Raw genomic sequence first — 26,768 nt, 5'->3', positions numbered from 1 at the left:
GGAGGAACATCATGGCCGGAGAGGTCAGTCAGCCGCGATTATCTGCTCTGAGCCGGGTCATGCCGTTGTGGCGGCTGGCCTTTCGCCCCTTCTTCCTGCTTGGGGCGCTGTTCAGCCTGCTGGCGATGGGGGTCTGGGGCGCCTTCTGGCACGGTAGCCTACTGCTTGCGCCTCAGGGCGGCATGGTCTGGTGGCACCAGCATGAAATGCTGTTCGGCTTCGTCGCGGCGATCGTGGCGGGCTTCCTGCTGACCGCCGTCCAGAACTGGACAGGCCAGCGCAGCCTGCATGGCTGGTCGTTGCTCGCCGTCGTGCTGGTGTGGTTGGCCGGACGCCTCGTGATCGCCTTCCCCGGCCTGATGAGCCCGTTCGGTGGGCCGAGCGGGCTCCCGGTTGCGCTGGTTGACCTGGCCTTCCTGCCGCTGGTGGCGGGGGCGATGGCGCGTCGGGTCATCAGGGTGAAACAGTGGCGTAACCTGATCTTCGTGCCGGTGCTGGCGCTGTTGGTAACGGCCAATGCCCTGATGCACTGGGGCCTGGCTCAGGGTGATGCCGCCCTGGTGCGCACGGGGGCGCATCTTGCGGTACTGCTAATCACCCTGCTGATGGTGGTGCTCGGTGGCCGGGTGATTCCCTTCTTCACCTCGCGTCATCTGAATCGGCCCAAGGCCGAGCCCTGTGCCAGGCTGGAGTGGCTGGCCATCGGCGGCGTCGCGTCGCTGGTGCTGATTGGGCTTTCGAGGGCGGTGGGGATCGAGGCGCCGGCCATTCTGACTGCGGTGCTTGCCATCGTGGCCGGCGTCGCCAACCTGGTGCGTCTGGCGCGCTGGGAGGGCTGGCGCACGCGTCATGAACCGCTGCTGTGGGGGCTTCATGCGAGCTATGCCTTCGTTGGCCTGGGGCTTGTCATGTTTGGCTTGTCGGCCCTCGAGGTGCTGTCGCTATCCTTGGCGATCCATGCCCTGACCGTGGGTGGCATGGCTACCATGATCCTGTCGATGCTGTCGCGGGTCTCGCTTGGGCATACCGGCCGCACCATCAAGGCCCTACCGGGGATCGGCGTGGCCTTGGGCATGATGTTGCTTGCGGCGGCGCTTCGGGCGCTGGTGCCGACACTATGGCCCCAGATTACCCACTGGACGCTGAGCCTGAGCATTCTGCTGTGGTGCCTCGCCTATACGGTCTTCGTCCTGCATTACGCCTGGCCGCTGTTATCGGCGCGACCCGATGGCAAAGAAGGGTGAGGAGCGCTCTCGAGGATAGGGGATGTCGTCGTATCTACTGATCAAGTACCTGCATATGAGCGCCGCAGGATTGAGTCTTGCGCTGTTCGTGTTGCGGGCCTGGTGGTCGGTGTGCGCGTCGCCTCGCCTGAAGGCACGCTGGGTGCGCATCCTTCCCCATATCGTCGATACCGCGCTGCTGACGCTGGGAGTCACGCTGATGCTGATGCTGCAGGCCTGGCCGCACCAACAGCCCTGGCTGGCGGCCAAGCTGCTTGGCCTGTTGGTCTATATCCTGTTGGGTAGCATCGCCATCAAGCGCGGCCGTACGCCGGCCAGTCGCGGCCTGGCGGCGCTTGCAGCGGTGACGGTGTTTCTCTATATCGTTGGTGCGGCTCTGCACCACAGCCCGTTTTCCTGGCTCTCCTACCTTTAAGCCTCGCGATTCTCTCGGCCTACCCCAGCCCCTGCTGGGCGGCCCAGACGGCGGCCTCGGTGCGCGAGCGCATCTCGAGCTTCTTCAGCAGATGGCGGACGTGAACCTTGACGGTGCCCTCGCAGATGGCCAAGTGCTGGCCGATCTGCTTGTTGGCGTAGCTCTTCGTGAGTAGATGCAGGATCTCGCGTTCCCGGCGGGTGAGGTGATCGAGGGTCGGAGTGCTGGTCGCCGACCTATGGCGTATGGCGCCAGCCATCAGAGCGGTAAGGCGGGGGTCGAAGACCATCTCGCCATCACCCTGCTTTTCTAAAGCTTCAAGCAGCTGATCAGGTGGCATGTCCTTGAGCAGGTAGCCATCGGTGCCGGCGCGAATGGCGGCGATCACGTCCTCCTGATGATCGGAGACGCTCAGGAATACCACTCGTGCGTCGAGGCCGGCTTCCCGCAAGGACTTGAGGGTGTTGATGCCATCCATGGCCTGCATCTGCAGGTCCAGCAAGATCAGATCCGGCGATAGCGCTCGAGCCTTTTCGAGGGCCGCCTGGCCGTCACCGGCCTCGCCGAGGTAGGTCAGTCGCTCGCTCATTTCAATCAGTTGACGCACCCCCCGTCGGAACAGTGGATGGTCGTCGACGATCAGCACGCCGCGGCGAGTATCAGGTGACGTCATGCGGTTCTCCGTTTGGTATGAAGTGGAGCTCAAGGCGTGCACCTCCCCAATCGCTGGCGGCGAAGTACAGCTGGCCACCCAGGCCCTGCGCGCGCTCCTTCATGATGATGATGCCGTAGTGCTCCGGGCGGCTGAGATCGTCTGGCAGGCCGCGGCCGTCATCGTCCACCCGCAGCGTTACGCCGTCGCTGTCCCCGGTCAGGTGAATGGTCGTCCGCGAAGCGTGTGCGTGCTGCACGACGTTGGCCAATGCCTCGCGCAGAACCTGTATGAGGTGCAGTTCCTCGTCGGGAGCCAGGATGTCGTCGTCAAGCGTCACCTCTCGGTGAATCGCGATGTTGCCGCGTTGGGCGAAGGTCGCGGCGGCATCCTCGACTGCTGCCCTGAGGCCATGTTCGGTGAGCCGGGTGCGAAAGGTCGTCAGCAGTTCGCGCAGTTGGCGGTAGGCGTGCGCGATGCCGCCACGCAGCTCATCGACGATGGCACTACTCTGTGGGTCGCCATCGCGGGCGGCCAGGTGGCGTTGCAGCCGCAGGGCCTGGATATTCTGATAGCTCAGCGCTTGGGCCAGGGAGTCGTGAAGCTCACGCGCGATCACCGCGCGTTCCTCCATCAGCGCCATGCGTCGTGCCTGACGCTGCCGGGCGCGCTCGGCGATGGCCGCCTCGAGGTGGGCAGCCATGTCGTCCACGGTGGTGGCCAGCAGGCCGATCTCGTCCCGGCGACGGTAACCGCTATGGGCCGCGAAGTCGCCCTGACGCAGGCGTTCGATGACACCCAGCAGGTCGCGCAACGGCATCAGCACGTGGCGGAATAGGCGGTAACCACCGTAGGCCAGTAGCGGCAGGGTCAACGTCAATAGCGTTAGCTGCAGCCATTTCAGTCGGCGCAGACGCTGCTCGGCGGCCGCTTCCAGGCGGCCGACCAGGGCATCCAGGGCTTCGACATGGGCATCGAGTCGCGTCGTCAGCGGCTCTCCTCGCTCGCCAGCGGTCAGGCGTGGGGCCAGTGCCTGATGCCATTGCCGGCGAATCGTTGCCAGCCGTCGTGCGATGTCCCCGTCGCCGTCGTTAACGAGGCGTGTCTCGCCCAGCCGGGCGTGGCTCTCCTCGATGCCCGCCAGGTAGCGCTCGCGGGAGGTCGGCGTGTCGGCGGTAGCCAGCGCCCGCCAGGCCTGCATGCGCAGCGACCCGGCCAGGTTGATGGCGCGGGCATCGCCCTGGGCGGTATCGGCCAGGTATAGCGTCGACAGCATGCTCGCGATCGCCAGCAGCGAGATAATGCCGAAAACCAGGCTCAGCGTCAGGGTCAGCGAGCAGCGTCGCTGCGTGGTTATCACCAATGAAATCCTTGTTGATTTTATCTACCTATAAAGTAATAGCCATCTTCTTTATAGGCTCTGTATTCAATGCGTTATTAACTTTCATAGACTAATAAGTTAGGCGTAAGTTGTTGAATTTTCCATCAAAGTCCCGTCATTCCCCTTGATCTGAGTCAAGGATACCCGTGGTGCCAACCCGCAGAGTCTCCCTACAGCAATCCGTTTCATTGCGACCTGAGGGGGAGGCACCGTGACATCACTCACCGTTACACGCCGCGAGCAGAATCGAGCGCTGGGGCTGTCGACCCTGGCGTTCACCCTGTGTTTCGCGGTCTGGACCATCTTTTCGATACTCGGCCTGCAACTCAGGGACGAGTTCGGGCTATCGGATACTCAGCTGGGGTTGTTGATGGCCACCCCGATACTCACTGGCTCGATCAGTCGGCTGTTCCTCGGCCTGCTCACCGACCGCTTCGGCGGGCGCTGGGTGTTCGGGCTACTGATGCTGGCCACCGCCTTCTGCGTCTACCTGCTGACCTTCGCCACCAGCTACCCCATGCTGTTGATCGGGGCGCTGGGGGTCGGTCTGGCCGGCGGCTCCTTCATCGTCGGGATAGCCTACACTTCGGCCTGGTTTGGAAAGGAGCGGCAGGGCACGGCGCTAGGCATCTTCGGCGCCGGCAATGTGGGGGCGGCGGTGACCAACTTCGGTGCTCCCTTCCTCCTTCTGGCGCTGGGCTGGCAGGGCACCGCGCTGGTCTATGCCACGGTGATCGCGGTGATGGGTGTGGCCTTCATGTTCCTGGCCAGAACCGACACGATGAGCGCCCAGCGTCGAGCCAATCCGGTGCCGCTCAAGGAGCAGTTGGCACCACTGGCCGAGCTGCGTGTGTGGCGTTTCTCGCTCTACTACTTTTTCGTGTTCGGCGGCTTCGTGGCGTTGGCATTGTGGCTGCCGCATTATCTGGTCGAGGTTTATGGCCTGGGCATCGCCGCTGCAGGCATCGTCGCCGCCTTGTATACCATTCCCGCCTCGCTGTTTCGCGTCCTGGGGGGCTGGTTGTCCGATCGCTATGGGGCGCGCCGGGTGATGTACTGGACCCTGATCGCCTCGGTGATCACGACCTTCCTGCTCAGCTATCCCCCCACCGACTATGCCATCCGCGGCGTCTCTGGCGAGATTCGCTTTTCCTTCGCCATGCCCCTGGTGGGTTTCGTGGCGCTGACCATGGTGCTGGGTTTCTTCATGTCGCTGGGCAAGGCGGCCGTGTTCAAGCATATCCCTGTCTACTATCCCCAGAACGTTGGCATTGTGGGAGGTGCGGTCGGGATGGTCGGGGGCCTGGGCGGTTTCTTCCTGCCGCTGACCTTCGGCATGCTCAATGATGTGATCGGCATCTGGCAGAGCGCTTTCATGCTGCTGTTCGTGGTGTCTGCGGCTGCCTTGATCTGGATGCACTACGCGATCGCCAGGGTCAAGCGTCTCGAGTGGGGCATGCAGCGTGAGTCCACCGATCTGCCGGAGTTTTCCACCCCCAGCAAGTTCGTGCTCGAGGATTGGCGCCCCGAAGACCCCGCCTTCTGGGAGGAGAAGGGCAAGCGCATTGCTTCGCGCAACCTGTGGATCTCGATCCCCAATCTGCTGTTGGCCTTTTCGGTATGGATGGTGTGGTCGGTGGTGGTCGCCAAGCTGCCTCAGGTGGGCTTCGACTACAGCGCCAATCAGCTGTTCTGGCTGGCAGCCTTGCCGGGCTTGTCTGGTGCCACACTGCGCATCTTCTACAGCTTCATGGTCCCCATCTTCGGCGGGCGACGCTTCACGGCGCTGTCCACCGCCTCACTGCTGCTGCCGGCGATGTGGATCGGCTTCGCGGTGCAGAACCCCGAGACGCCCTATCTGGTCATGCTGATCCTGGCGCTGCTGTGTGGCTTCGGCGGCGGCAATTTCGCCTCCAGCATGGCCAACATCTCGTTCTTCTATCCCAAGCAGGAGAAGGGCAAGGCGCTGGGCCTGAATGCCGGCCTGGGCAACCTGGGGGTCAGCGTCATGCAGTTCCTGGTGCCCCTGGTGATTACCACTGGCGTGTTCAGCGTGGTCGCCGGCGACGCCCAGTCGGTGAGCGGTGGTGACTCGCTGTGGCTGCAGAATGCCGGCTTCGTCTGGGTGCCCTTCATCGTTATCGCCGCCGTGGCGGCCTGGTTCGGCATGAATGACATCGCCAGCGCCAAGTCGTCGTTCAAGGATCAGGCGGTGATTTTCACCCGCAAGCACAACTGGCTGATGTGCGTGCTCTACACCGGCACCTTCGGCAGCTTCATCGGCTATTCGGCGGGCTTTCCGCTGCTGGCATCCAACCAGTTTCCCGAGGTCGATGTGCTCAGGTTCGCCTTCCTGGGGCCGCTGGTCGGCGCCCTGAGTCGGGCGCTCACCGGCGGGCTCTCCGACCGCTTTGGCGGTCAGCGCGTCACCCTCTGGGTATTCGCGGCGATGATCGCCTGCGTAGCCGGGGTGCTGTTCTTCCTCGGCATCAAGGACCAGCCGGGCGCCTTCTGGGGGTTCTTCGCCATGTTCCTGCTGCTGTTCTTCTTCACCGGGGTGGGCAACGCCAGCACCTTCCAGATGATTCCGGCGATCTTTCGTCAGGAGATTCCCCGTCTGATGCCGCACCTGTCGGCCGATGACCAGCGCCAGCAAGGCGAAAAGGAAGCGGCGGCCACCATCGGCTTCACCTCGGCGATCGCCGCCTACGGTGCCTTCTTCATTCCCAAGACTTTTGGCAGCTCCATCGCCCTGACCGGAGGGGCCGAGATGGCGCTCTACGGCTTCATCGCCTTCTACGCGATCTGCGTGGGGCTGACCTGGTTCTACTACACCCGCGATAACGCCGAGATTCGCTTCGACTAACACCGCATCGCCACGGCTGTGACCCCGTGACATCGGGCCAATCGCTGAGGAGGAGAGACACATGAGTCATTTTCTGGACCGCCTGAAGTACCTGGTCAACAAGCCCCCCGAGTTTGCCGACGGGCATGGTGAGACTCGCGACGAGAGCCGTGACTGGGAAGACGGCTATCGCGCGCGCTGGCAGCACGACAAGGTGGTGCGCTCCACTCATGGGGTGAACTGCACCGGGTCCTGCAGCTGGAAGATCTACGTCAAGAACGGTCTGGTCACATGGGAGACCCAGCAGACCGATTACCCGCGCACCCGTCCGGACCTGCCCAACCACGAACCGCGGGGCTGCCCGCGGGGCGCAAGCTACTCCTGGTACCTGTATAGCGCCAATCGGCTCAAGTACCCGCTGGTGCGCCAGGCCCTGATCACGCTATGGCGCGAGGCGCGCAGCCAACACGGCGATCCGGTGGAGGCCTGGGCCTCGATCGTCGAGGACCCGGCCAAGGCCGGGCAGTACAAGCGCGCCCGCGGCATGGGCGGCTTCGTGCGCGCCGACTGGGACGAGATGAGCGAGCTGATCGCCGCCTCCAACGTCTACACCGCCAAGCAGTACGGACCGGATCGCGTCATCGGCTTCTCGCCGATTCCCGCCATGTCGATGGTCTCCTACGCGTCCGGGGCGCGCTACCTGTCGCTGATCGGTGGCGTCTGCCTGTCGTTCTATGACTGGTACTGCGACCTGCCGCCGGCCAGCCCCCAGACCTGGGGCGAGCAGACCGACGTGCCGGAGTCCGCCGATTGGTACAACTCGGGCTATATCATTGCTTGGGGCTCCAACGTTCCCCAGACCCGCACCCCGGATGCCCACTTCTTCACCGAGGTGCGCTACAAGGGTACCAAGACGGTGGCCATCACCCCGGACTACGCCGAGGTCTCCAAACTCTGCGATGAGTGGCTCTCCGCCAAGCAGGGCACCGATGCGGCCTTGGGCATGGCCATGGGCCATGTGATCCTCAAGGAGTTCCACCTCGACAAGCCCAGCACCTACTTCACCGACTATGTGCGTCGCTATACCGACATGTCCTGCCTGGTCGAGCTGGAGGCACGTGACGACGGCAGCTATGTGCCGGGCAAGCAGCTGCGCGCCAGCGACTTCGACGCCAATCTGGGCCAGGACAACAACCCGGAGTGGAAGACCCTGGCCTGGGACGAGAGCACCGATCGTCTCGTGGTGCCGCGGGGTTCCATCGGCTTTCGCTGGGGGGAACAGGAAGGGAACCAGGGCAGGTGGAATCTGGAGCCCCGGGATGCGGACGGCAACGAGGTGTCGCTGGCCCTGTCGCTGGCCGAGCGTCACGATGCCGTGGCCAGGGTCGGATTCCCCTATTTCGGCGGCATCGAGCATGAGCACTTCGCCCATGTGGCTGGCGACGACGTCTTGCATCACAGCCTGCCTGCCAAGCGGCTGACCCTGGCCTCCGGCCGCGAGGTGCTGGCGGTGACCGTCTTCGACCTGATGTGCGCCAACTACGGCATCGACCGTGGGTTCGGTCAGGAGGGCGAGGACGACGGCGCCACATCCTACGATCAGCTCAAGCCCTACACCCCGGCCTGGCAGGAACAGATCACCGGGGTGCCCGCGGCGCAGGTCACCCGCATCGCTCGCGAGTTCGCCGACAATGCCGACAAGACCCAGGGGCGCAGCATGATCATCGTCGGCGCCGGCATGAACCACTGGTACCACATGGACATGAACTACCGTGGCCTGATCAACATGCTGATCCTGTGCGGTTGCATCGGCCAGAGCGGCGGTGGCTGGGCGCACTACGTGGGCCAGGAGAAGCTGCGCCCGCAGACCGGCTGGCTGCCGCTGGCCTTCGGGTTGGACTGGGCGCGTCCGCCACGGCACATGAACGGCACCTCCTTCTTCTACAATCACTCGAGCCAGTGGCGCTTCGAGAAGCTCGATGTCAAGGAGATCCTCTCGCCATTGGCCAGGCCCGAGGACTATCGCGGCAGCCTGATCGACTTCAACGTGCGCGCCGAGCGCATGGGCTGGCTGCCGTCCGCCCCCCAGCTCGATACGAATCCCTTGCGCCTGGCGGGAGCGGCCAAGGACGCCGGTCAGTCCACCGCCGATTACGTGGTCGAACGGCTCAAGAGCGGGCAGCTGCGCTTCGCCGCCGAGGACCCGGACAGCCCCCAGAACTTCCCGCGGAACATGTTCATCTGGCGCTCCAACCTGCTGGGCAGCTCGGGCAAGGGCCACGAGTACATGCTCAAGTACCTGTTGGGCACCCGCCACGGCATCCAGGGCAAGGATCTGGGGGAGATGGGTGGCAAGATGCCGGAGGAGGTCACTTGGCGTGATGACGCCCCCGAAGGCAAGGTCGACCTGCTGGTGACCCTGGACTTCCGCATGTCCACCACCTGCCTGTACTCCGACGTGGTACTGCCCACCGCGACCTGGTACGAGAAGGACGACCTCAATACCTCGGACATGCACCCCTTCATCCATCCGCTGACCGCGGCCACCGACCCGGCCTGGGAGTCACGCAGCGACTGGGAGATCTACAAGGGCATCGCCAAGGCCTTCTCGCGGGTCTGCGTCGGCCATCTGGGCGAGGAGACCGACCTGGTCACCCTGCCACTGCAGCACGACTCCCCCGGGGAGCTGGCCCAGCCCGAGGTCCGTGACTGGAAGCGCGGCGAATGCGAGCCGGTGCCCGGCAAGACCATGCCGAACCTCATTGAGGTCAAGCGCGACTATCCAGCCACCTTCGAGCGCTTCACCGCGGTGGGGCCGTTGCTCGAGTCCATCGGCAACGGGGGAAAGGGCATCGCCTGGCAGACCGGGACGGAAGTCGAGCTGCTACGGGGCCTGAACCATGTCAAACGCGATGGCCCGGCCAAGGGGCAGCCGAATATCGACTCGGCCATTGACGCCGCCGAGATGATCCTGGCCCTGGCGCCGGAGACCAACGGCCAGGTGGCGGTGAAGGCCTGGGAGGCGCTGTCGAAGATCACAGGCCGCGAGCATGCCCATCTGGCGAAGCCCAAGTATGACGAGAAGATTCGCTTCCGCGACGTCGTCGCCCAGCCGCGCAAGATCATCTCCAGCCCTACCTGGTCCGGTCTCGAGGACGAGCACGTGTCCTACAACGCCGGCTACACCAACGTCCACGAGCTGATTCCCTGGCGCACGATGAGTGGTCGCCAGCAGTTCTACCAGGACCATGCCTGGATGCGCGCCTTCGGCGAGAGTCTCTTGGTCTATCGCCCGCCGATCGATACCAAGGCCGCCGCCAGCGTCGCCGTGCCCAAGGGCAACGGCAATCCGGAACGGGCGCTGAACTGGATCACCCCGCACCAGAAGTGGGGCATCCACTCCACCTACTCGGACAACCTCTTGATGCAGACCCTGTCCCGGGGCGGGCCCATCGTCTGGTTGTCCGAGGAGGATGCCGGTGCCATCGGCGTCGAAGACAACGATTGGATCGAGCTCTACAACGCCAACGGCGCCATCGCCGCGCGGGCGGTGGTCAGCCAGCGGGTCAAGGTCGGCATGGTGATGATGTATCACGCCCAGGAGCGCATCGTGAACGTGCCGGGCTCCGAGATAACCGGCACTCGCGGCGGTATCCACAACTCCGTGACCCGGGTGTGTCCCAAACCCACCCACATGATCGGCGGCTATGCGCAGCTGTCCTACAGCTTCAACTACTACGGCACAGTGGGTTCCAACCGCGACGAGTTCGTCATCGTACGCAAGATGAAGCATGTCGACTGGCTGGATGGAGAAGGCAATGACAGCGTACAGGAGGCCGTGAAATGAAGATTCGTTCCCAGGTAGGCATGGTCCTTAACCTCGACAAGTGCATCGGCTGTCACACCTGCTCGGTGACCTGCAAGAACGTCTGGACCAGCCGCGAGGGCATGGAATATGCCTGGTTCAACAACGTCGAGACCAAGCCTGGCATCGGCTATCCCAAGGAGTGGGAGAACCAGGCCAAGTGGAAGGGCGGCTGGCTCAGACGTCAGGACGGCCGTATCGAGCCGCGCATTGGCGGCAAGTGGCGGGTGCTGGCGAACATCTTCGCCAATCCCGACCTGCCGGAGATCGACGACTACTACGAACCCTTCACCTTCGACTACCAGCACCTGCATCAGGCCAAGGCCGGCGAGCATCAGCCGGTGGCCCGGCCGCGCTCGCTGATCTCCGGCCAGCGTATGCAGAAGATCGAATGGGGCCCCAACTGGGAGGAGATCCTCGGCACCGAGTTCGCCAAGAGACGCAAGGACGCCAATTTCGAGCGGATCCAGGCCGACATCTACGGCCAGTTCGAACACACCTTCATGATGTACCTGCCGAGGCTCTGCGAGCATTGCCTGAACCCGACCTGTGTGGCGTCGTGCCCGAGCGGCGCGATCTACAAGCGTGAGGAAGACGGCATCGTGCTGATCGACCAGGATAAGTGTCGCGGTTGGCGGATGTGCATCTCCGGCTGTCCGTACAAGAAGATCTACTACAACTGGAAGTCCGGCAAGTCGGAGAAGTGCATCTTCTGCTATCCGCGCATCGAGTCCGGCCAGCCGACCGTGTGCTCCGAGACCTGCGTGGGGCGCATCCGCTATCTGGGGGTGTTGCTCTACGATGCTGATCGTATCGAAGAAGTGGCAGCCGCCGAGGACGAGCGCGACCTCTATCACCGCCAGTGCGAGATCTTCCTCGACCCCCACGACCCGGAGGTAATCGCCCAGGCCAAAGCCGACGGCGTGCCGGATAACGTGATCAACGCGGCCCAGGCCTCGCCGGTCTACAAGTTGGCCATCGACTGGGGCCTGGCGCTGCCGCTGCATCCGGAATATCGCACCCTGCCGATGGTCTGGTACGTGCCGCCGCTGTCGCCGATCCAGTCCGCGGCGGAGGCGGGGGACCTTGAGACAGACGGTGTGCTGCCGAAGATCGAGTCACTGCGTATCCCGGTGCAGTACCTGGCCAATATGCTCACTGCCGGCGAGGAGGCACCAGTGGTGCTGGCACTGAAGCGTTTGATGGCGATGCGGGTCTATATGCGTGGCAAGCACGTGGAGGGTGCGGCCGATACCGCGGTGCTTGACGAGGTTGGCCTGACCGAGGCGCAGGTCGAAGAGATGTATCGCTATCTGGCCATTGCCGACTATGAGGACCGCTTCGTGATCCCCACCAGCCATCGCGAGATGGCCACCGAGGCCTTCCCCGAGCGCGGTGGCTGTGGCTTCAGCTTCGGCAACGGCTGCCAGGGCGGCGGCAACGAGGCCAGCCTGTTCGGCGGACGCAAGCAGACCACTACCTTGGTCAAGCCGGTGGGAACCTTCGATCCCCAGAGCGGTGTTCGCAGTGATAACAAGAGTGACGAGGTGCGCCATGACTAGTCAGCCAGCGGCAGCCATGCCGCCAGATGCAATACCGGGAATGCTTAGCCTGCGGGCACTGGCCCGCCTGTTGGACTACCCGAGTGCCGAGTTGCAGGCGGCGGCCGGCGAACTAGAGGGGGTCATCGCCGCCGAGGCGCGACTGGAAGCCGGGCTGCGAGCCCGGCTCACCGACTGGTGCCGGCGGATGGCTGAGACGGATCTGCTCGACCAGCAGGCCGAGTATGTCGGCCTGTTCGACCGTGGCCGCTCGACCTCGCTGCTGCTGTTCGAGCACGTGCATGGCGAGTCCCGCGATCGCGGTCAGGCGATGGTCGACCTGCTGGCCGAATACCGGGCCGCCGGGTTCGAGCTCGACGCCCGCGAATTACCCGATTACCTGCCGCTGTTCCTTGAGTTTCTCTCGACCCGGTCCGAGGCAGAGATCGGCCGCTGGCTGGGCGAGATCCGTCATATTCTGGCGCTGTTGGTCGCGCGCCTGGAGGAGCGCGACGCCGATCATGCTCTGGTGCCGCTGGCGCTGTTGGGGCTGATCGGGGCCGAGGACGAGGTCGAGGCACATCGCCCCAAGGTCAAGGACGAGGCGCCGGATCATACCCCCGAGGCACTGGATGAGGTTTGGGAGGAGGAAGCGGTGCGCTTCTCAGCCGAGTCGGACCAGGATTGCGCCCTGCAGTCCGCCGAGGGGCGGCGCCTCGCCGAGCGTAAGCGGGTGACGCCAAGTGAAGCGGTACGGGTCCTCGACCCCGCGCGGGTTCAAGGAGGTCAATCATGAACTACCTCAATACGCTGTTGTTCGGGCTCTATCCCTATCTCGCTGGCACTGTCTTCCTGATCGGCAGCCTGGTGCGCTTCGACCACGGCCAGTATTCCTGGAAGGCCGGCTCCAGCCAACTGCTGTCCTCGAAGCACATGCGGCTGGCCAGCAACCTCTTCCATGTCGGCATTCTGGTGATCTTCTTTGGGCATCTGGTGGGTCTGCTGACTCCTCATTGGGTCTACGCGCCCTTCATGAGCGCCGGCACCAAGCAGCTGGTGGCGATCCTGATCGGTGGCCTCGCCGGCCTCATGTGTCTGGTGGGAGGGACCATGTTGGCGCATCGGCGCCTGACCAACCCAAGGATCAGGGCCTCCTCCAGCCCTATGGATACCGCCATCATCCTGCTGCTGGTGGTTCAGGTAATCCTTGGGCTTCTGACCATCATTCCCGCCCTCGGTCACCTGGACGGCGGCGTGATGCTCAGGCTCGCAAACTGGGCTCAGGCCATCGTCTTCTTCCAGGGCGGGGCAGCGGTGAATCTCGAGGGGATCGGCCTGATCTACAAGCTGCATATCCTGGTGGGGCTGACTATCGTGCTTATTTTCCCCTTTACCCGCCTGGTGCACGTCTGGAGCATCCCGCTCGGCTATCTGGGACGGCGGTATCAGATCGTCCGTCGGCGTGGCTGAAAGTGAGCCCTTCAACATCCGCCTGTGAGAGGTGACGCCAGCGACAGGCCTAGGAGGGGGCTGTGTCCCCACTTGTATCTGGTGTCCCTCGTTTCCTGGGATAGGAACATCTATCAGCGAGATATGACCATGCAGAAGATCGATATCGAACACCTGCCGGGCGGCCGTGAAGTGCCTCCGGTGCAGGTTGGCGAGGTGGTGATCGATGAGGAAACCATCGCCCGGGAGATGCAGTATCATCCGGGCGAGTCGGCGGCGGAAGCCCAACGCCTGGCCGCCAGGGCACTGGTGGTGCGCGAGCTGCTGGGCCAGCGGGCGCAAGAGCTCGGGCTGCCGCGGCTAGTCGATGATCAGGGAGTGGAGAACGATGCGGCCATGACCGCATTGCTGGAGCGCGAACTGGCGGTGCCCGAGCCCGATGAGTCGGCCTGTCGTCGCTTTTTCGCGGCGCACCCCGAATGCTTCAGTACGCCCACCCAGCGCCATGTTCGCCATATCCTGCTGGCGGCGGCGCCCGACGACGCTCCGGCCCGCGATGCGCAGTACCAGCTGGGTGAGCGCTTGATCGGCGAGCTGCGCCAGGCACCCGAGCGCTTCACCGAGTTGGCCCAGCGTCATTCGGCCTGCCCCTCTCGGGACGAGGGGGGCGAACTCGGCTGGCTGGCTCCCGGGCAGACCGTAGCGGAACTCGATCATGCGCTTGAGCACCTGTCGGAGGGATTGCACGAGCGGCCCTTGGCCTCGCGCTACGGCTGGCATCTGGTGGTCGTCGATGCCTGCCGCGAGGGACGAGTGCCCTCCTTTGAGGCGGTCGCCGAGCGGGTGCGTCACCGGCTTCATGAGCAGGCCAGCCGCCGCGCCCTGCGCCACTACTTGCTGGCGCTGGAAGAGGCCTACGGGGTCGAGGGCCTGACGCTAGATGGCGGTGCCGAGGGTCCCCTTATGCAATGAAGTCGGCAGCGTAAGCGCTACGCGTCTCATGACGCCTCTTTCCCGGGCTTGGTGGCGATCAATACGGCACGCCGTGGTGCCGGGTGGCCCTCGATCGTGCGACGAGGATCTTCCGGGTCGAGGAAGTCGGCCAGCGACTGGAAGCACATCCATTCGGTCGAGCGCTGTTCATCGAGGCTGGTCTCGGCCTCGTCGACTACCCGTACATCGGTGAAGCCGCAGCGCTCGAGCCAGTGAGCGAGGGCCGTGGAGGAGGGCAGGAAGTAGACGTTGGGCATTGCTGCGTAGCGCTCGCCGGGCATGAAGACTGTCGTGACATTCCCCTCCACCACCAGGGTTTCCAGCACCAGTTCACCGCCGGGGCACAGGGTGTCCTTGAGCTGATGGAGATGGTCGAGCGGAGAAGGGCGATGATAGAGCACCCCCATCGAGAACACGCTATCGAAGGCCTCGAGTCTCTCGGGAACGTCTTCTATGCCCACCGGCAGGAAGTGGGTGCGGCCCTCGTCGGCGTCGCCCACGAAGTGGCGCACCGCCTGGAACTGGTAGAAGAAGCGCGGCGACGGGTCGATCACCAGTACGAAGGCCGCCCCGGCGCCGGCCATGCGCCAGGCGTGATAGCCGCTGCCGCCGCCCACGTCGAGCACCCGGCGCCCGGCAAGTGGCGAGAGGTGCGGGGCCACTCTTTGCCACTTCCAGTCCGAGCGCCATTCGGTGTCGATATGAATGCCGCCGAGCGCATAGGGTCCCTTGCGCCAGGGCGCGAGTTTCTTCAGGAGGTTGTGGCACTGGCGCGTCTGGGGCTCGGACAGGGCCACCTCGACGCTGACCGTGTCCTGGTCGAGTGCCACCCGGCGCTCATCGGTCAGCGCGGGCAGCTTGGCCACCGCCTTCTCCCAGGCGGGCAGGTCGCCATGGCGCTTGCGGTCGAGGCCGCGGGCCAGCTGGTCGGGGAGGCGGGCAAGCCAGGACTCGAGGCCCTGGTCGATAAAGGCATGGTAGAGGCGGCGATGGGAATCCGGTGACAACACTCAGGCGTCCTTGAAGGCGATGATCGAGGCGAAGTTCAGGTACTGGAACCAGGTCTGGCTGCGCGGGAAGCCGGCGCGGGCGAGGCGCGCATGGTGGGCGGCCAGGGTGTCCGGCACCAGCACGTTCTCGAGCGCGGTGCGCTTCTGGCTGATTTCCATGTCGCTGTAGCCGTTGGCGCGCTTGAAGTCGTGATAGCGCTCGACCAGCCAGGCGTTCTCCTGCTCGTCCTCGGCGACGACCTTCTCGGACAGCACCAGCACGCCGCCGGGCTCCAGTGCATCAAAAAGCGCCTTTATCACCGCCTCGCGATCCGCGGGAGGCAGAAACTGCAGGGTGAAGTTGAGCACGATCATGCCCGAGGGCCGGTAGTCCATGGCGCGGATGTCACCCTCGATCACCTCGATGGCATGCTCGGGGCACTCGGTGGCGAGCGTCTCGCTGGCGCGGCCGACCATCGCCGGCGACAGGTCGACGCCGGTCAGGCTGAAGGCCTGTGGCGGCAGGCGACCGGCCAGCGCCAGGCTCACGGCGCCGAGCGAGCAGCCGAGGTCGTAGACATGGGCGCCGTGGCGCAGATGACGCTCGGCAATCACCCCGAGCATGCCGAGTATCTGGCCATAGCCTGGCACCGAGCGACGGATCATGTCGGGGAAGCAGGCCACCACCTGCTCGTCGAAGGAAAAGCGTGCCACCCGGTCCAGGGGTGTCGAAAAGATCGCGTCACGGTAAGATGCGTCACTCATGGCGTCATGTCGGGGTCACAGCGGAATTTCCGGCATTCTACGCCCTGCGCCGCCCGGCTGCACCCGCTGCACCGAGCGCGCCCTGTTCGCCAAAGCGTCGTGCTCGTCAAGGAGAGAAAGAGTCTATGAGTCACCCGTCCCCGATCGATCAGCAGCCCGCCTGGCAGGCATTGGATGCCCATGCCCGGGAAATGCGTGATGTCCACCTCAGGGAGCTGTTCCAGGATGCCACCGCCGCTGGTCACGAGCGCTATACCCTCTACAGTCGTCGTGCCGCGGGGCTGACGCTGGATCTTTCCAAGCAGCGCTGGAGCGATGAGACGCACACAAGGCTCCTGGCGCTGGCGCGGGAAGCCGGCGTGCCCGAGGCCATTTCGCGGTTGCTGGCCGGCGAGCGGGTCAACCAATCGGAGGATCGCCCGGCGCTGCACACCGCGCTGCGCCTGCCGGCGGACGCCCATCTCGAGGTCGAGGGCCAAAACCTGGTGCCCGCGGTGCATGAAACCCTCGACCGCATGGAGGCGATGGTCGACAAGTTCCTCGCCGGCCAGTGGCGTGGCGCGACCGGCAAGGCGATCAGTGACGTGGTCAACTTGGGGGTCGGGGGCTCGGATCTTGGCCCGCTGATGGTGACGCATGCGCTCGCGGACTATCGACCCGACGGCGTGCACGAGATCAACGTGCACTTCGCCTCGACCATGGACGGCTCCCAGCTCGCCGATTACCTGACGCGTCTCAATCCCGAGACCACCCTGTTCGTGCTGTCCTCGAAGTCCTTCACGACCATCGATACCCTGTCGAATGCTCGCACGGCGCGGGACTGGTTGTTGGGTCGGCTGGTCCACAATGATCACGAGGAGCCCCATGCCATCGACCGGGCCCTGGTAATGCGCCAGCACTTCATCGGTGTTTCGGCGAGTCCTGGGAAGATGGCGGAATGGGGCATCGCGCCGGCCAATCAGCTCGAGTTCTGGGAATGGGTCGGTGGGCGCTACTCGCTGTGGGGCGCCATTGGGTTGCCCATCGCCTTGATGGTGGGGATGCCCAACTTCCGCGCGTTGTTGGGTGGGGCGCATGCCATGGACCGTCACTTCCAGGAGGCGCCGCTCGAGGACAATCTGCCTGTGTTGCTGGGGCTCGCCGGCATCTGGAACGTCAACTTTCTGGACATTCGCGCGCACTCCATCCTGCCCTACGACGGCCGGCTCGAGTATTTCGCGAGCTATCTCGAGCAGCTCGAGATGGAATCCAACGGCAAGTCGGTGACCAACGAAGGCGAGATGACCGCTTACTCCACCTGTCCGGTGCTGTGGGGCCAACTGGGTCCCAATGCGCAGCATGCCTTCTATCAGTTGCTGCACCAGGGCACCCAGTCCGTGGAGTGCGACTTCATTGCCCCACTGCGCCGCTATGATCGCGTCGAGAACGACGACACCCGCGCCCATCTCAAGGCACAGCATCGCCTGACACTGGCCAACTGCTTCGCTCAATCGCGCCTGCTGATGCTGGGTGACGATGCCATCGAGGATGATGGCCCACGGCCGAGCCATAAGCGCTATCGTGGCAACCAGCCATCAAGCACTGTGCTACTCGACCGCCTGACGCCACACACGCTGGGCGCGCTGATCGCGCTCTACGAGCATAAGGTGTTCGTTCAGGCCACGATCTGGGACATCAATCCCTTCGATCAGTGGGGCGTGGAGCTCGGCAAGCAGATCGCCGGTGAGACCGAGCGCATCCTCGGCTCCCGCGAGGGCCTGGAGACGATGGACGACTCCAGTCGCGGACTGATCGAGGCCTTGTGGGACGCCGAAGATCAGGCCAGCAAGGAAGCCGCAACGTCGAGCGCAGGTCAGTCTTGATGCTGGATGTGTATACAGGATGTGCGGTATGCTGAGCCCAGCCATCGATCGTGAGACGGCGCCGGCCAGTGGCGTACTCTATCTACACGGTTTCAACAGCGGCATCAGTTCGCCCAAGTCGCGGCTGATGCGTGCCGCCTGTGACGCTGTCGAGGGGGAACCCTTGCCCTGTGCGGCGCCGCAGCTACCGCATCGCCCCGACCAGGCCCTGGCTGTCGCCGAGGCGGCACTCGAGAGGCTGGGGGCGCGCCCGCTGCTGGTGGGCAGTTCCATGGGCGGTTTTCTGGTCAGCTGCCTTGCCGAGCGACTGTGCCTGCCGGCGGTGGTCATCAACCCGGCGGTGCGACCGGCGCAGTTGGTGCGGGGCTGGATCGGTGAGGCCTTCGTCAACGACGATACCGGCGAGCACTTCGTGATCGACCATCATCATCATGAGGCGCTCGAGGCCCTGACACCGCCGCGGTTGACGCCTGCGCATTATTTGCTGCTGCTGGGCACCGCTGATGAGACCCTGGACTGTCGCGAGGCCTTCACGGCCTATGCCGGATGTTCCACCATCCTGCATCCCGGCGGCGATCATGGCTTCAGCGCGCTCGCCGACTATCTGCCGGCGATACTGGCGCACGGTGGACGTCGCCTGAGACCGGGCCGCATCACCACGATCTAATAACCCGCATGACGATAGGCTTCGCTTGAAGAGCCGTCGAGCGCAGACGCTTTTCAGGCATAGCCCGGCGGCGTGCCGTCCGCCTCGTTCATTGCCACACACCTGGACAACGCATGACGCAATACAGTGCTAGTTCCATCGAGGTTCTTTCCGGACTCGAACCGGTGCGTAAACGCCCCGGCATGTACACGGATACCTCCCGCCCCAATCATCTGGTTCAGGAAGTCATCGACAACAGCGTCGATGAGGCCCTGGCCGAGCATGCCCGTCATATCCAGCTGCGCCTGCTTGACGATGGTGGCATCGAGGTCGCCGATGATGGCCGCGGCATGCCCATCGACATCCACCCCGAACACGGCGTCTCGGGGATCGAGCTGATCCTCACCAAGCTGCATGCCGGTGGCAAGTTCTCCCAGTCGAGCTACCGCTTCTCCGGTGGTCTGCATGGGGTCGGCGTGTCGGTGGTCAACGCCCTGTCGCGGCGCCTCGAGGTCGAGGTCTGCCGCGACGGCAACCGCCACGCCATTGCCTTCGAGCACGGCGAGAAGGTATCGGACCTGGCCATCATCGGCAGCTGCGCCAAGCGAGCCACCGGCACCCTGGTGCGCTTCTGGCCCGACGAGAGCTACTTCGACAGCCCAAGGCTTGCCCTGCCACGCCTGAAGCACCTGCTGCGCGCCAAGGCGGTGCTCTGCCCGGGCCTCAAGGTGACCCTCACCGAGACCGATGGCAGCCAGAGCGAGTGGCAGTACGAGGATGGCCTGCGCGACTACCTGGCCCAGGCTACCGATGGCTTCGAGGTACTGCCTGCCTCGCCGTTCATTGGCCACTTTGCCGATGATGAGCAAGGGGTGGACTGGGCGGTGCAGTGGTTGCCGGAAGGCGGTGAGCCGCTGATGGAATCCTACGTCAACCTGATTCCCACGCCGCTCGGTGGCACCCACGTCAATGGCCTGCGTTCAGGGCTCCTCGAAGCGCTGCGCGAGTTCTGCGAATACCGCAGCATTCTGCCGCGGGGCGTCAAGCTGACCGCCGATGACCTCTGGGAGCGTGTCTCCTACGTGTTCTCGGTGAAGATGCTCGATCCGCAGTTCGCTGGCCAGACCAAGGAGCGACTGTCCTCGCGGGTCGTGGCAGGCTTCGTCTCCGGCGTGGTCAAGGATGCTTTCTCGCTGTGGCTCAACCATCACGTCGACCAGGCCGAGGCGCTGGCGGAACTTGTGATCAGCGCCGCCCAGCGCCGCCAGAAGAGCGCCAAGAAGGTCGCTCGCAAGAAGGTGACGTCTGGGCCGGCCTTGCCGGGCAAGCTGGCCGATTGCGCGGGACAGGACCCGTCAGCCAGTGAGCTGTTCCTGGTCGAGGGCGACTCCGCCGGCGGCAGTGCCAAGCAGGCGCGTGATCGCGAAACGCAGGCGATCCTGCCCCTGCGCGGCAAGATCCTCAATACCTGGGAAGTCGAGTCGCATGACATCTACGGCTCCCAGGAGGTCCACGACATCGCCGTGGCCATCGGCATCGATCCGGTCAGCGATGACCTGTCGAAGCTGCGTTATCACAAGATCTGCATTCTCGCCGATGCCGACTCCGACGGCCTGCATATCGCCACCCTGCTGTGTGCGCTCTTCGTGCGTCACTTCCCGGCATTGGTCGCGGCGGGCCACGTGTTCGTCGCCATGCCACCGCTGTATCGCATCGATCTGGGCAAGGAGGTGTATTACGCCCTCGATGAAAGCGAGAAGGGAGCAATTCTCAAGCGCCTGGAAGGCAAACGCGGCACCGTCAATGTCCAGCGCTTCAAGGGCCTGGGTGAGATGAGCCCGCTGCAGCTTCGCGAGACCACCATGGCCGCCGACACGCGCCGTCTGGTTCAGCTGACCCGCGAGGAGGACGACGGCACCATGGAGATGATGGACATGCTGCTCGCCCGCAAGCGTGCCTCCGATCGCAAGAGCTGGCTCGAGGACTACGGCAATCTGGCGGATATCGAGGTCTGACCCGGCTTCGCCGGGAGTTGTAAGCCATAGGCTTGAAGCTGGAAGAAATGCCAAGGCGAGCGGCACCGGGGACAGCCCGAAGAGGAGGTCCTTTTCCAGGGAAGGAAAAGGTAGCGCCCAGGGATGGGGCACAGCGCCTCCTCGCAGGGCTGTCGCCGGATCAGCCGCGATGCTAAGCCGCGGACTCCGATGAGTTTTCGGTGGGACAATCCCCAAACGATTCCACGATCGCGAATAAGGTCGACGTGCTATGACCATGGATATCCAGGTGGCGGAAGGCGACGTCGAGCGCCTCTCGCTACGCGAGTACACCGAAAAGGCGTACCTCGACTACTCGATGTACGTGATTCTCGACCGTGCGCTGCCGCACATCGGCGATGGCATGAAGCCGGTGCAGCGACGCATCATCTACGCCATGCGCGAGCTGGCACTCAATGCCAATGCCAAGTACAAGAAGTCGGCGCGTACCGTAGGCGACGTACTCGGCAAGTTCCACCCTCATGGTGACAGCGCCTGCTACGAGGCGATGGTGCTGATGGCCCAGTCGTTCAGCTACCGTTATCCGCTGGTGGATGGTCAGGGCAACTGGGGCAGTCCCGATGACCCCAAGTCCTTCGCCGCCATGCGCTACACCGAGGCGCGGTTGTCCAAGTTTTCCGAGGTGCTGCTCAGTGAGCTCGGTCAGGGCACCGTGGATTGGACGCCCAACTTCGACGGCACCATGAACGAGCCGGTGGTGCTGCCAGCCAAGCTGCCCCATGTACTGCTCAATGGCGGCACTGGCATCGCCGTGGGCATGGCCACCGATATTCCCCCGCACAATGTCAACGAGGTGGTCGAGGCAACCTGCCATCTGTTGCGCCATCCCGAGGCGACGACGGTCGATCTTCTTGAGCATGTGCCGGCGCCGGACTTTCCCTCTGCCGCCGAGATCATCACCCCGCGCTCTGACCTGCGTAAGCTCTACGAGAGCGGGCGTGGCTCGGTCAAGCTGCGTGCCCGCTACACCCTGGAAGAGGGCAAGGTGGTGATCACCGCGCTGCCCTACCAGGTCAGTGGTTCCAAGGTGCTCGAGCAGATTGCCGCCCAGATGCAGGCCAAGAAACTGCCGATGGTCGCTGATCTGCGCGACGAGTCGACCCACGAGACGCCGACCCGGCTGGTCATCGAACCTCGCTCCAACCGGGTCGACATCGAGGCCCTGATGGCGCACCTGTTCGCCACCAGCGATCTCGAGAAGAACATCCGCGTCAACATGAACGTGATTGGCCTCGATGGCCGCCCACGGGTCATGCCATTGCCGCAGCTGCTCGGCGAATGGCTCAATTATCGGCGAACCACGGTGCGCCGGCGTCTCGAGCATCGGCTAGGCAAGGTCGAGGATCGCCTGCACATCTTGGAAGGCCTGCTGACCGCCTACCTCAATATCGATGAAGTGATCCGCATCATCCGCGAGGAAGACGAGCCCAAGGCTGCATTGATCACGGCGTTCGGGCTGTCCGAACGCCAGGCCGAGGCGATTCTTGAGCTGCGTTTGCGTCATCTGGCCAAGCTCGAAGAGTTCAAGATTCGTGGCGAGCAGGACGAGCTGGTCGCCGAGCGCAAGCACCTCAAGAAACTGCTGGGCAGCGAGGAAGCGCTCACCGATCTGATCGAGGAGGAGTTGCGCGAGGCCGCCAAGCAACATGGCGATGAACGCCGTGCCCCGCTGGTCGAGCGTGGCGAGGCCAAGGCGCTATCCGAGGTCGAGTTGCTCGGCGCCGATCCGGTCACCGTGGTGCTCTCCGAGAAGGGCTGGATTCGCTCCGCCAAGGGCCATGAGATCGACCCTGCTGGTCTCAACTACAAGTCCGGTGACCGCTTCCATCTGGCGGCGCGGGGCAAGACCAATCAGCCGCTGGTGCTGCTTGACGATACCGGGCGCGCCTACACGCTCGCCGCCCATAACCTGCCCAGCGCCAGAAGTCAGGGCGAGCCGATTACCGGGCGCGTCAATACCGCCGCCGGTGCACACATGGCGGGCCTGATGCTGGCGCCTCCCGACACTCGCTATCTGCTGGCCTCTGACGGTGGCTATGGATTTGTCGCCAAGCTCGATGATCTGATTGGCAAGAACAAGGCCGGCAAGGCCATTCTTTCGATACCCAAGGGCTGTGCTGTCATCCCGCCGCTAGCCGTACCCAGCGGCGAGGGCATCAAGGTTGCTGCCGTTTCCAACGAGGGGCGCCTGCTGGTGTTTGCGCTTGAGCAACTGCCGGCGATGGCCAAGGGCAAGGGCAACAAGATGCTGGATATTCCTGGGAGCCGCGCCGCGCGGCGTGAGGAGTTCATGCGCGATCTGGTGCTGCTGCCTGATGGCGCCGCGCTGGTGGTGCATGCCGGCAAGCGCAAGCTGACGCTCAAACCGAGCGATCTCGATTACTATACCGGTGACCGCGGACGCCGTGGCAGTAAGCTGCCGCGTGGTTTCCAGAAGGTTGACCGTCTCGCCATTGATGACTGAGGGTAGGCCCTATGACACGACGACTCCTGATTCGCGCCACGGGCCAGGCCCATCCTGGCCAGCTCGCCGGGCTCGGACAAGCGCTGGCCCGTGCCGGGGCCAGGTTGCTGGACATCAACCAGAGCGTGACCTTCGATATCCTCTCGCTTGAGGCGCTGGTCGGGCTTGATCAGGACAGCGATCTGGAGGCGATTCTCGCTGAGGCCGGCAATGCCTTGGGGCTCGATATCCAGGCAGTGCAGGTGGGCGCCGGGGATTATCAACGCTGGAGTGCCCAGGAAAGCCAACCGCGCCTGATCCTGACGCTGCTGGCCCCTCACTTGCCGGCGGGCATTCTGGCCGAGGTAGGCGCCCTCACGTCCGAGCATGGCCTGACCGTCGAGCTGATGCACAGGCTCTCAGGCCGTGAGCCGCTGGATGGCAGCGTGCCTGGTGAGGGTGAGGATCGTCATCCGATGGGCGCCTGTGTCGAGTGCTGGCTGCGTGGTGATGAGATCGACTTGCCGTCTCTACGCGAGAAGGCGCTGGCGCTGGGTGCCATGCACGGCGTGGATATCGCCATTCAGGAAGACTCGATTTGGCGGCGTCACCGCCGCCTGGTGTGCTTCGACATGGATTCGACGCTGATTCAGACCGAGGTGATCGATGAGCTGGCCAGGCGTCATGGTGTGGGCGATGAAGTGGCCGCCGTCACTGAACGCGCCATGCGCGGCGAGCTGGACTTCCAGCAGAGCTTCCGCGAGCGCATGAGCAAGTTGAAGGGCCTCGATGAGGCCGTACTGGCCGAGATTGCCGAGAATCTGCCGCTGATGGATGGCGTCGAGCGGCTAATGGGGCACCTGAAACGGCTTGGCTATCGCACCGCCATCCTCTCCGGCGGCTTCACCTATTTTGCCGATCACTTGCAGCAGGCGCTGGGTTTCGACGAGGTGCATTCCAACGAGCTGGTCATCGAGAATGGCAAGGTCACCGGCGAGGTGCGAGAGCCAATACTCGATGCCGAGCGCAAGGCCTATCTGCTGCGCGAGATAGCCGAACGCGAGGGGCTTACACTCGAGCAGACCATTGCCGTGGGCGATGGCGCCAATGACTTGAAGATGCTGGCCACTGCCGGACTCGGCATCGCCTTTCGGGCCAAGCCGCTGGTGCGTGAGCAGGCCAGCCACTCGATCTCGACCCTGGGACTCGATGCAGTCCTTTACCTCATCGGCTATCGCCAGAGCGATCTGGAAAGCTGAGGCTGCCTTGGCCAGCCTTTCACTTGCGCCACGCAGAGTTGAATGGGTCCTCGGTGCTGTCTTCTGCGCCACCGGGGGCCTCTTCCACCCGGTTTCTTCCTCGCCGCTTGGCATGATAAAGCGCGTTATCGACAGCTTTTTCTGCCTGAGCCAGGGTCATGTCCCGGTGAATCTCGGCGACTCCAAGGCTTATAGTTAAGCCGCCGATGCCTTCGAAAGGCGTCGCTTCAACGGTGCCTCGAATCCGTTCCGCCAGAGTCAGTGCACCTTCCAGGTGCGTGTGGCTAGCCAGCACCATGAATTCCTCGCCGCCCCAACGACCGACTTCATCGCTCTCACGCAGTTGGCGGGTGATGATATCGGTTAGTGCCTTGAGTACTTGGTCGCCTACATCGTGACCGAAATTATCGTTGATGCGCTTGAAACGATCGATATCGAGCATGACCAATGAAAAGGGCGTGTCGTGGCGCTCAAGCTCTTTCATGGACTGCGATAACAGCCGATAGAGCCGCGTGCGGTTGCAGGTGCCGGTCAGGTGGTCATGTTCGGCCAGGTGCTGGAGCTCTTTCTCCAATGTCTTCTGCTGGCGGATGTCATGGAAAATATGCACAAAGTGCTCGATCTCGCCCTGAGCATCTTTGAGCGTGGCAATGGATTGCCAAAGAGGGGCGATTTCTCCGCTGCGGTGCCGATACCAATATTCCCCCTCCCAGTAACCGCTGATCGAAAGGCTGAATTCAATGCGTTGATAGAAGGTCTCATCATGCTGGCCGGATTGAAGCAACTGAGGTGATCGACCCACGACGTCTGCGGGCCCATAGCCGGTTATGGCGGTAAAAGCGTCGTTGACACGCTCGATAACCCGCTCTCTGTTGACGATCATCACACCCTGGCCAGTATGAAAGGTGGTCGCCATTAGCCGGTGTTCGGCTTCCAGGGCCTTCTGGTTCGTCAGGTCATGCATGATGGTGGAAAAATGCGTGACGGCTCCCTGCGGGGTGCGGTGGGCGATCAGCGTCTGGCGCACAGGAACTTCCTTGTCCTGTGTATTTCGAATGTTGCCTTCTCCCTGCCAGTAGTCCTTGCTCAGTGCCTGAGGCATGGCGTTGTGTCTGAGATGCTGCCAGATATCTGTCAGGTGTTTGTGCACGATATGTTCATCGAGAAATATTGAGCCCTGTGCACCGGCCATCATTTTCCGGCCAGCCGGGTTGTAATAAAACGGGCGAGCCTCGGTGTCGGCCATCGAGATCAGGTCGGGGCTTGCCTCAATGATTTCACTCAAGCGTCGATGCTCCTGTTCGAGCTGGCGACGTTGGGTAATGTCGATGCCGACGCTCTGAAACGCCGTTGGCGTGCCGCATTCGTCAAAGAAAGCGCGATTGGTCCAGTGCACCCAGCGTTTCTCTCCCTGGCTGTCGGCCACTAGGTTCTCAAAGGCGCGAATGGGCGTCTCTTCGGTAAAACCCGCCAGATGGTCGGTGATGGCCTTGTGCTCAAGGGTGGGCAGCAGGTCAATCCAGCGTTGACCCATGAGGGCCTGTGGCGTCTTGCCGAGGAGATTCGCCAGTGGCGAATTAAGGAAAAGGAGCGTGGTGTCGGGAAGGAATCGCATCACGAACTGTGGATGCTGCTCGACCAGGTCGCGATATTCTTCTTTCTTAGCGGCCAGTTCAGCTTCAGCCCGGGTACGTTCAGTGACATCGTGGATGATCGAGTGGAGCAGCGGGCGACCGCCTAGCATTATCGGGCCGCTGTAGACCTCAACGTCACGACATTCGCCGCTTGCCAGGCGATGCTGAAAGCGAAAGAAACGACGCTCTTCGCGATGGGCCAAGTGAAGTTCTTGCTGCAGGGCCGCTTCATCGAGGAGATTGATGTCACGAATGTTCAGTTGTTCGATCGCCGATCGAGAATAGCCGTAAAAGGCGAGGGCTGAATCATTGGCATCGACGATTTGGCCGCTATCAGGCTCGATCAGCAGCTTAGGCGCCGTATTGTGACGAAACATCTCCGCGAAGATCTGTTCAGCCTCTTGCTGCCAGAGATCGCGCTCGTGCCGCGTGTGCTCAAGCTCAGCCTGTAATTGCTGAATCCGGTGCGCATCGGTCACATCACCGGCGCGCTGGCCGTGCTCTTCTTTTTTCCCTGGGGGACTCACAGTTGACTCCTTCACGACAGAACCGCTGAGTTCTGGGTATTGTTATTCTGAGAGTCGTGAAAATAGCGTTTTGCTGGATTTCCTTTTTGATCCCGCTCTTCATGCAGGTCTTCGCGCCGGTGATGCGTGATTCGGCAGACGTCTCAGATCTCCATGATGGTTATCGGCACGTTGCCGCTAAAAATTAAGGACGTTGTGGTGCTG

At 63.4% G+C, this 26,768-nt stretch carries 18 protein-coding genes; 13 read left to right on the top strand and 5 right to left on the bottom strand.

What is annotated here, in order from left to right:
* The first annotated feature begins 11 nt into the window (after positions 1-11).
* Positions 12-1,244: an NnrS family protein gene (locus HF027_RS05705; protein ID WP_209316412.1), complete on the top strand. Its 1,233-nt coding sequence runs from the start codon at positions 12-14 to the stop codon at positions 1,242-1,244.
* Between the two features lie 22 nt (positions 1,245-1,266).
* The gene (locus HF027_RS05700) at positions 1,267-1,659 is read left to right on the top strand and encodes a SirB2 family protein (protein WP_168013734.1); all 393 of its coding nucleotides are present in this window, start codon (positions 1,267-1,269) and stop codon (positions 1,657-1,659) included.
* Positions 1,660-1,678: 19 nt separating this feature from the next.
* On the opposite strand, the gene narL is transcribed toward HF027_RS05700, so the two are convergent.
* Together narL and HF027_RS05690 are read right to left on the bottom strand one after the other, a co-directional pair.
* Positions 1,679-2,332, bottom strand: coding sequence for a two-component system response regulator NarL (gene narL / locus HF027_RS05695; protein WP_168013732.1), 654 nt, complete (start codon positions 2,330-2,332; stop codon positions 1,679-1,681).
* Positions 2,319-3,671 (bottom strand): histidine kinase, encoded by a 1,353-nt coding sequence (locus tag HF027_RS05690; protein WP_168013730.1) that lies wholly within the window; start codon positions 3,669-3,671, stop codon positions 2,319-2,321. Before HF027_RS05690 ends, narL begins: the two co-directional genes overlap by 14 nt.
* 232 nt (positions 3,672-3,903) lie before the next feature.
* Here HF027_RS05690 and HF027_RS05685 point away from each other — a divergent pair, with 232 nt between their 5' ends.
* The 6 genes from HF027_RS05685 to HF027_RS05660 all read left to right on the top strand — a co-directional run bounded on the left by HF027_RS05685 (position 3,904) and on the right by HF027_RS05660 (position 14,364).
* Positions 3,904-6,558: a nitrate/nitrite transporter gene (locus HF027_RS05685; RefSeq protein WP_168013728.1), complete on the top strand. Its 2,655-nt coding sequence runs from the start codon at positions 3,904-3,906 to the stop codon at positions 6,556-6,558.
* 61 nt (positions 6,559-6,619) lie between these two features.
* Positions 6,620-10,384, top strand: a complete 3,765-nt coding sequence (locus tag HF027_RS05680) for a nitrate reductase subunit alpha (protein ID WP_168013726.1) — start codon at positions 6,620-6,622, stop codon at positions 10,382-10,384.
* The gene (gene narH / locus HF027_RS05675; protein ID WP_168013724.1) at positions 10,381-11,964 is read left to right on the top strand and encodes a nitrate reductase subunit beta; all 1,584 of its coding nucleotides are present in this window, start codon (positions 10,381-10,383) and stop codon (positions 11,962-11,964) included. The genes HF027_RS05680 and narH overlap by 4 nt, the downstream gene beginning before the upstream one ends.
* The gene (gene narJ / locus HF027_RS05670) at positions 11,957-12,739 is read left to right on the top strand and encodes a nitrate reductase molybdenum cofactor assembly chaperone (RefSeq protein ID WP_245184540.1); all 783 of its coding nucleotides are present in this window, start codon (positions 11,957-11,959) and stop codon (positions 12,737-12,739) included. Before narH ends, narJ begins: the two co-directional genes overlap by 8 nt.
* Positions 12,736-13,413 carry a respiratory nitrate reductase subunit gamma gene (gene narI, locus HF027_RS05665; protein ID WP_168013722.1) on the top strand — a complete coding sequence of 226 codons (678 nt, stop codon included), beginning with the start codon at positions 12,736-12,738 and terminating at the stop codon, positions 13,411-13,413. The genes narJ and narI overlap by 4 nt, the downstream gene beginning before the upstream one ends.
* 129 nt (positions 13,414-13,542) lie before the next feature.
* Positions 13,543-14,364: a peptidylprolyl isomerase gene (locus tag HF027_RS05660; protein ID WP_168013720.1), complete on the top strand. Its 822-nt coding sequence runs from the start codon at positions 13,543-13,545 to the stop codon at positions 14,362-14,364.
* Between the two features lie 26 nt (positions 14,365-14,390).
* On the opposite strand, the gene cmoB is transcribed toward HF027_RS05660, so the two are convergent.
* A complete protein-coding gene (cmoB, locus tag HF027_RS05655) occupies positions 14,391-15,392 on the bottom strand; it encodes a tRNA 5-methoxyuridine(34)/uridine 5-oxyacetic acid(34) synthase CmoB (protein WP_425338667.1) in 1,002 nt (333 codons plus the stop codon).
* Between the two features lie 3 nt (positions 15,393-15,395).
* On the bottom strand, positions 15,396-16,139 hold the full coding sequence (gene cmoA / locus HF027_RS05650) for a carboxy-S-adenosyl-L-methionine synthase CmoA (RefSeq protein WP_168013716.1): 744 nt from the start codon (positions 16,137-16,139) through the stop codon (positions 15,396-15,398).
* 125 nt (positions 16,140-16,264) lie between these two features.
* Between cmoA and pgi the strand changes: the two genes are divergently transcribed.
* The 5 genes from pgi (at position 16,265) to serB (ending at position 24,403) form a co-directional block, all read left to right on the top strand.
* On the top strand, positions 16,265-18,001 hold the full coding sequence (gene pgi, locus HF027_RS05645) for a glucose-6-phosphate isomerase (protein WP_168013714.1): 1,737 nt from the start codon (positions 16,265-16,267) through the stop codon (positions 17,999-18,001).
* Positions 18,002-18,029: 28 nt separating this feature from the next.
* Entirely contained in the window at positions 18,030-18,668 is a 639-nt protein-coding gene (locus HF027_RS05640) for a YqiA/YcfP family alpha/beta fold hydrolase (protein WP_168013712.1), read from the top strand.
* Positions 18,669-18,781: 113 nt separating this feature from the next.
* Positions 18,782-20,662: a DNA topoisomerase IV subunit B gene (gene parE, locus HF027_RS05635; protein ID WP_168013710.1), complete on the top strand. Its 1,881-nt coding sequence runs from the start codon at positions 18,782-18,784 to the stop codon at positions 20,660-20,662.
* Between the two features lie 250 nt (positions 20,663-20,912).
* Complete coding sequence (parC, locus tag HF027_RS05630; protein ID WP_168013708.1) at positions 20,913-23,165, top strand: DNA topoisomerase IV subunit A; 2,253 nt, start codon at positions 20,913-20,915, stop codon at positions 23,163-23,165.
* Between the two features lie 11 nt (positions 23,166-23,176).
* A complete protein-coding gene (serB, locus tag HF027_RS05625) occupies positions 23,177-24,403 on the top strand; it encodes a phosphoserine phosphatase SerB (protein WP_168013706.1) in 1,227 nt (408 codons plus the stop codon).
* Positions 24,404-24,422: 19 nt separating this feature from the next.
* On the opposite strand, the gene HF027_RS05620 is transcribed toward serB, so the two are convergent.
* Complete coding sequence (locus tag HF027_RS05620) at positions 24,423-26,564, bottom strand: PAS domain S-box protein (RefSeq protein WP_168013704.1); 2,142 nt, start codon at positions 26,562-26,564, stop codon at positions 24,423-24,425.
* Positions 26,565-26,768: the final 204 nt, after the last annotated feature.

It is taken from the genome of Halomonas salinarum, from assembly GCF_012062845.1.
GTDB classification, from domain to species: Bacteria; Pseudomonadota; Gammaproteobacteria; order Pseudomonadales; family Halomonadaceae; genus Onishia; species Onishia salinarum.
Note: the sequence above shows the minus strand (reverse complement) of the source record. Positions and strands in the feature narration are given on the sequence as shown.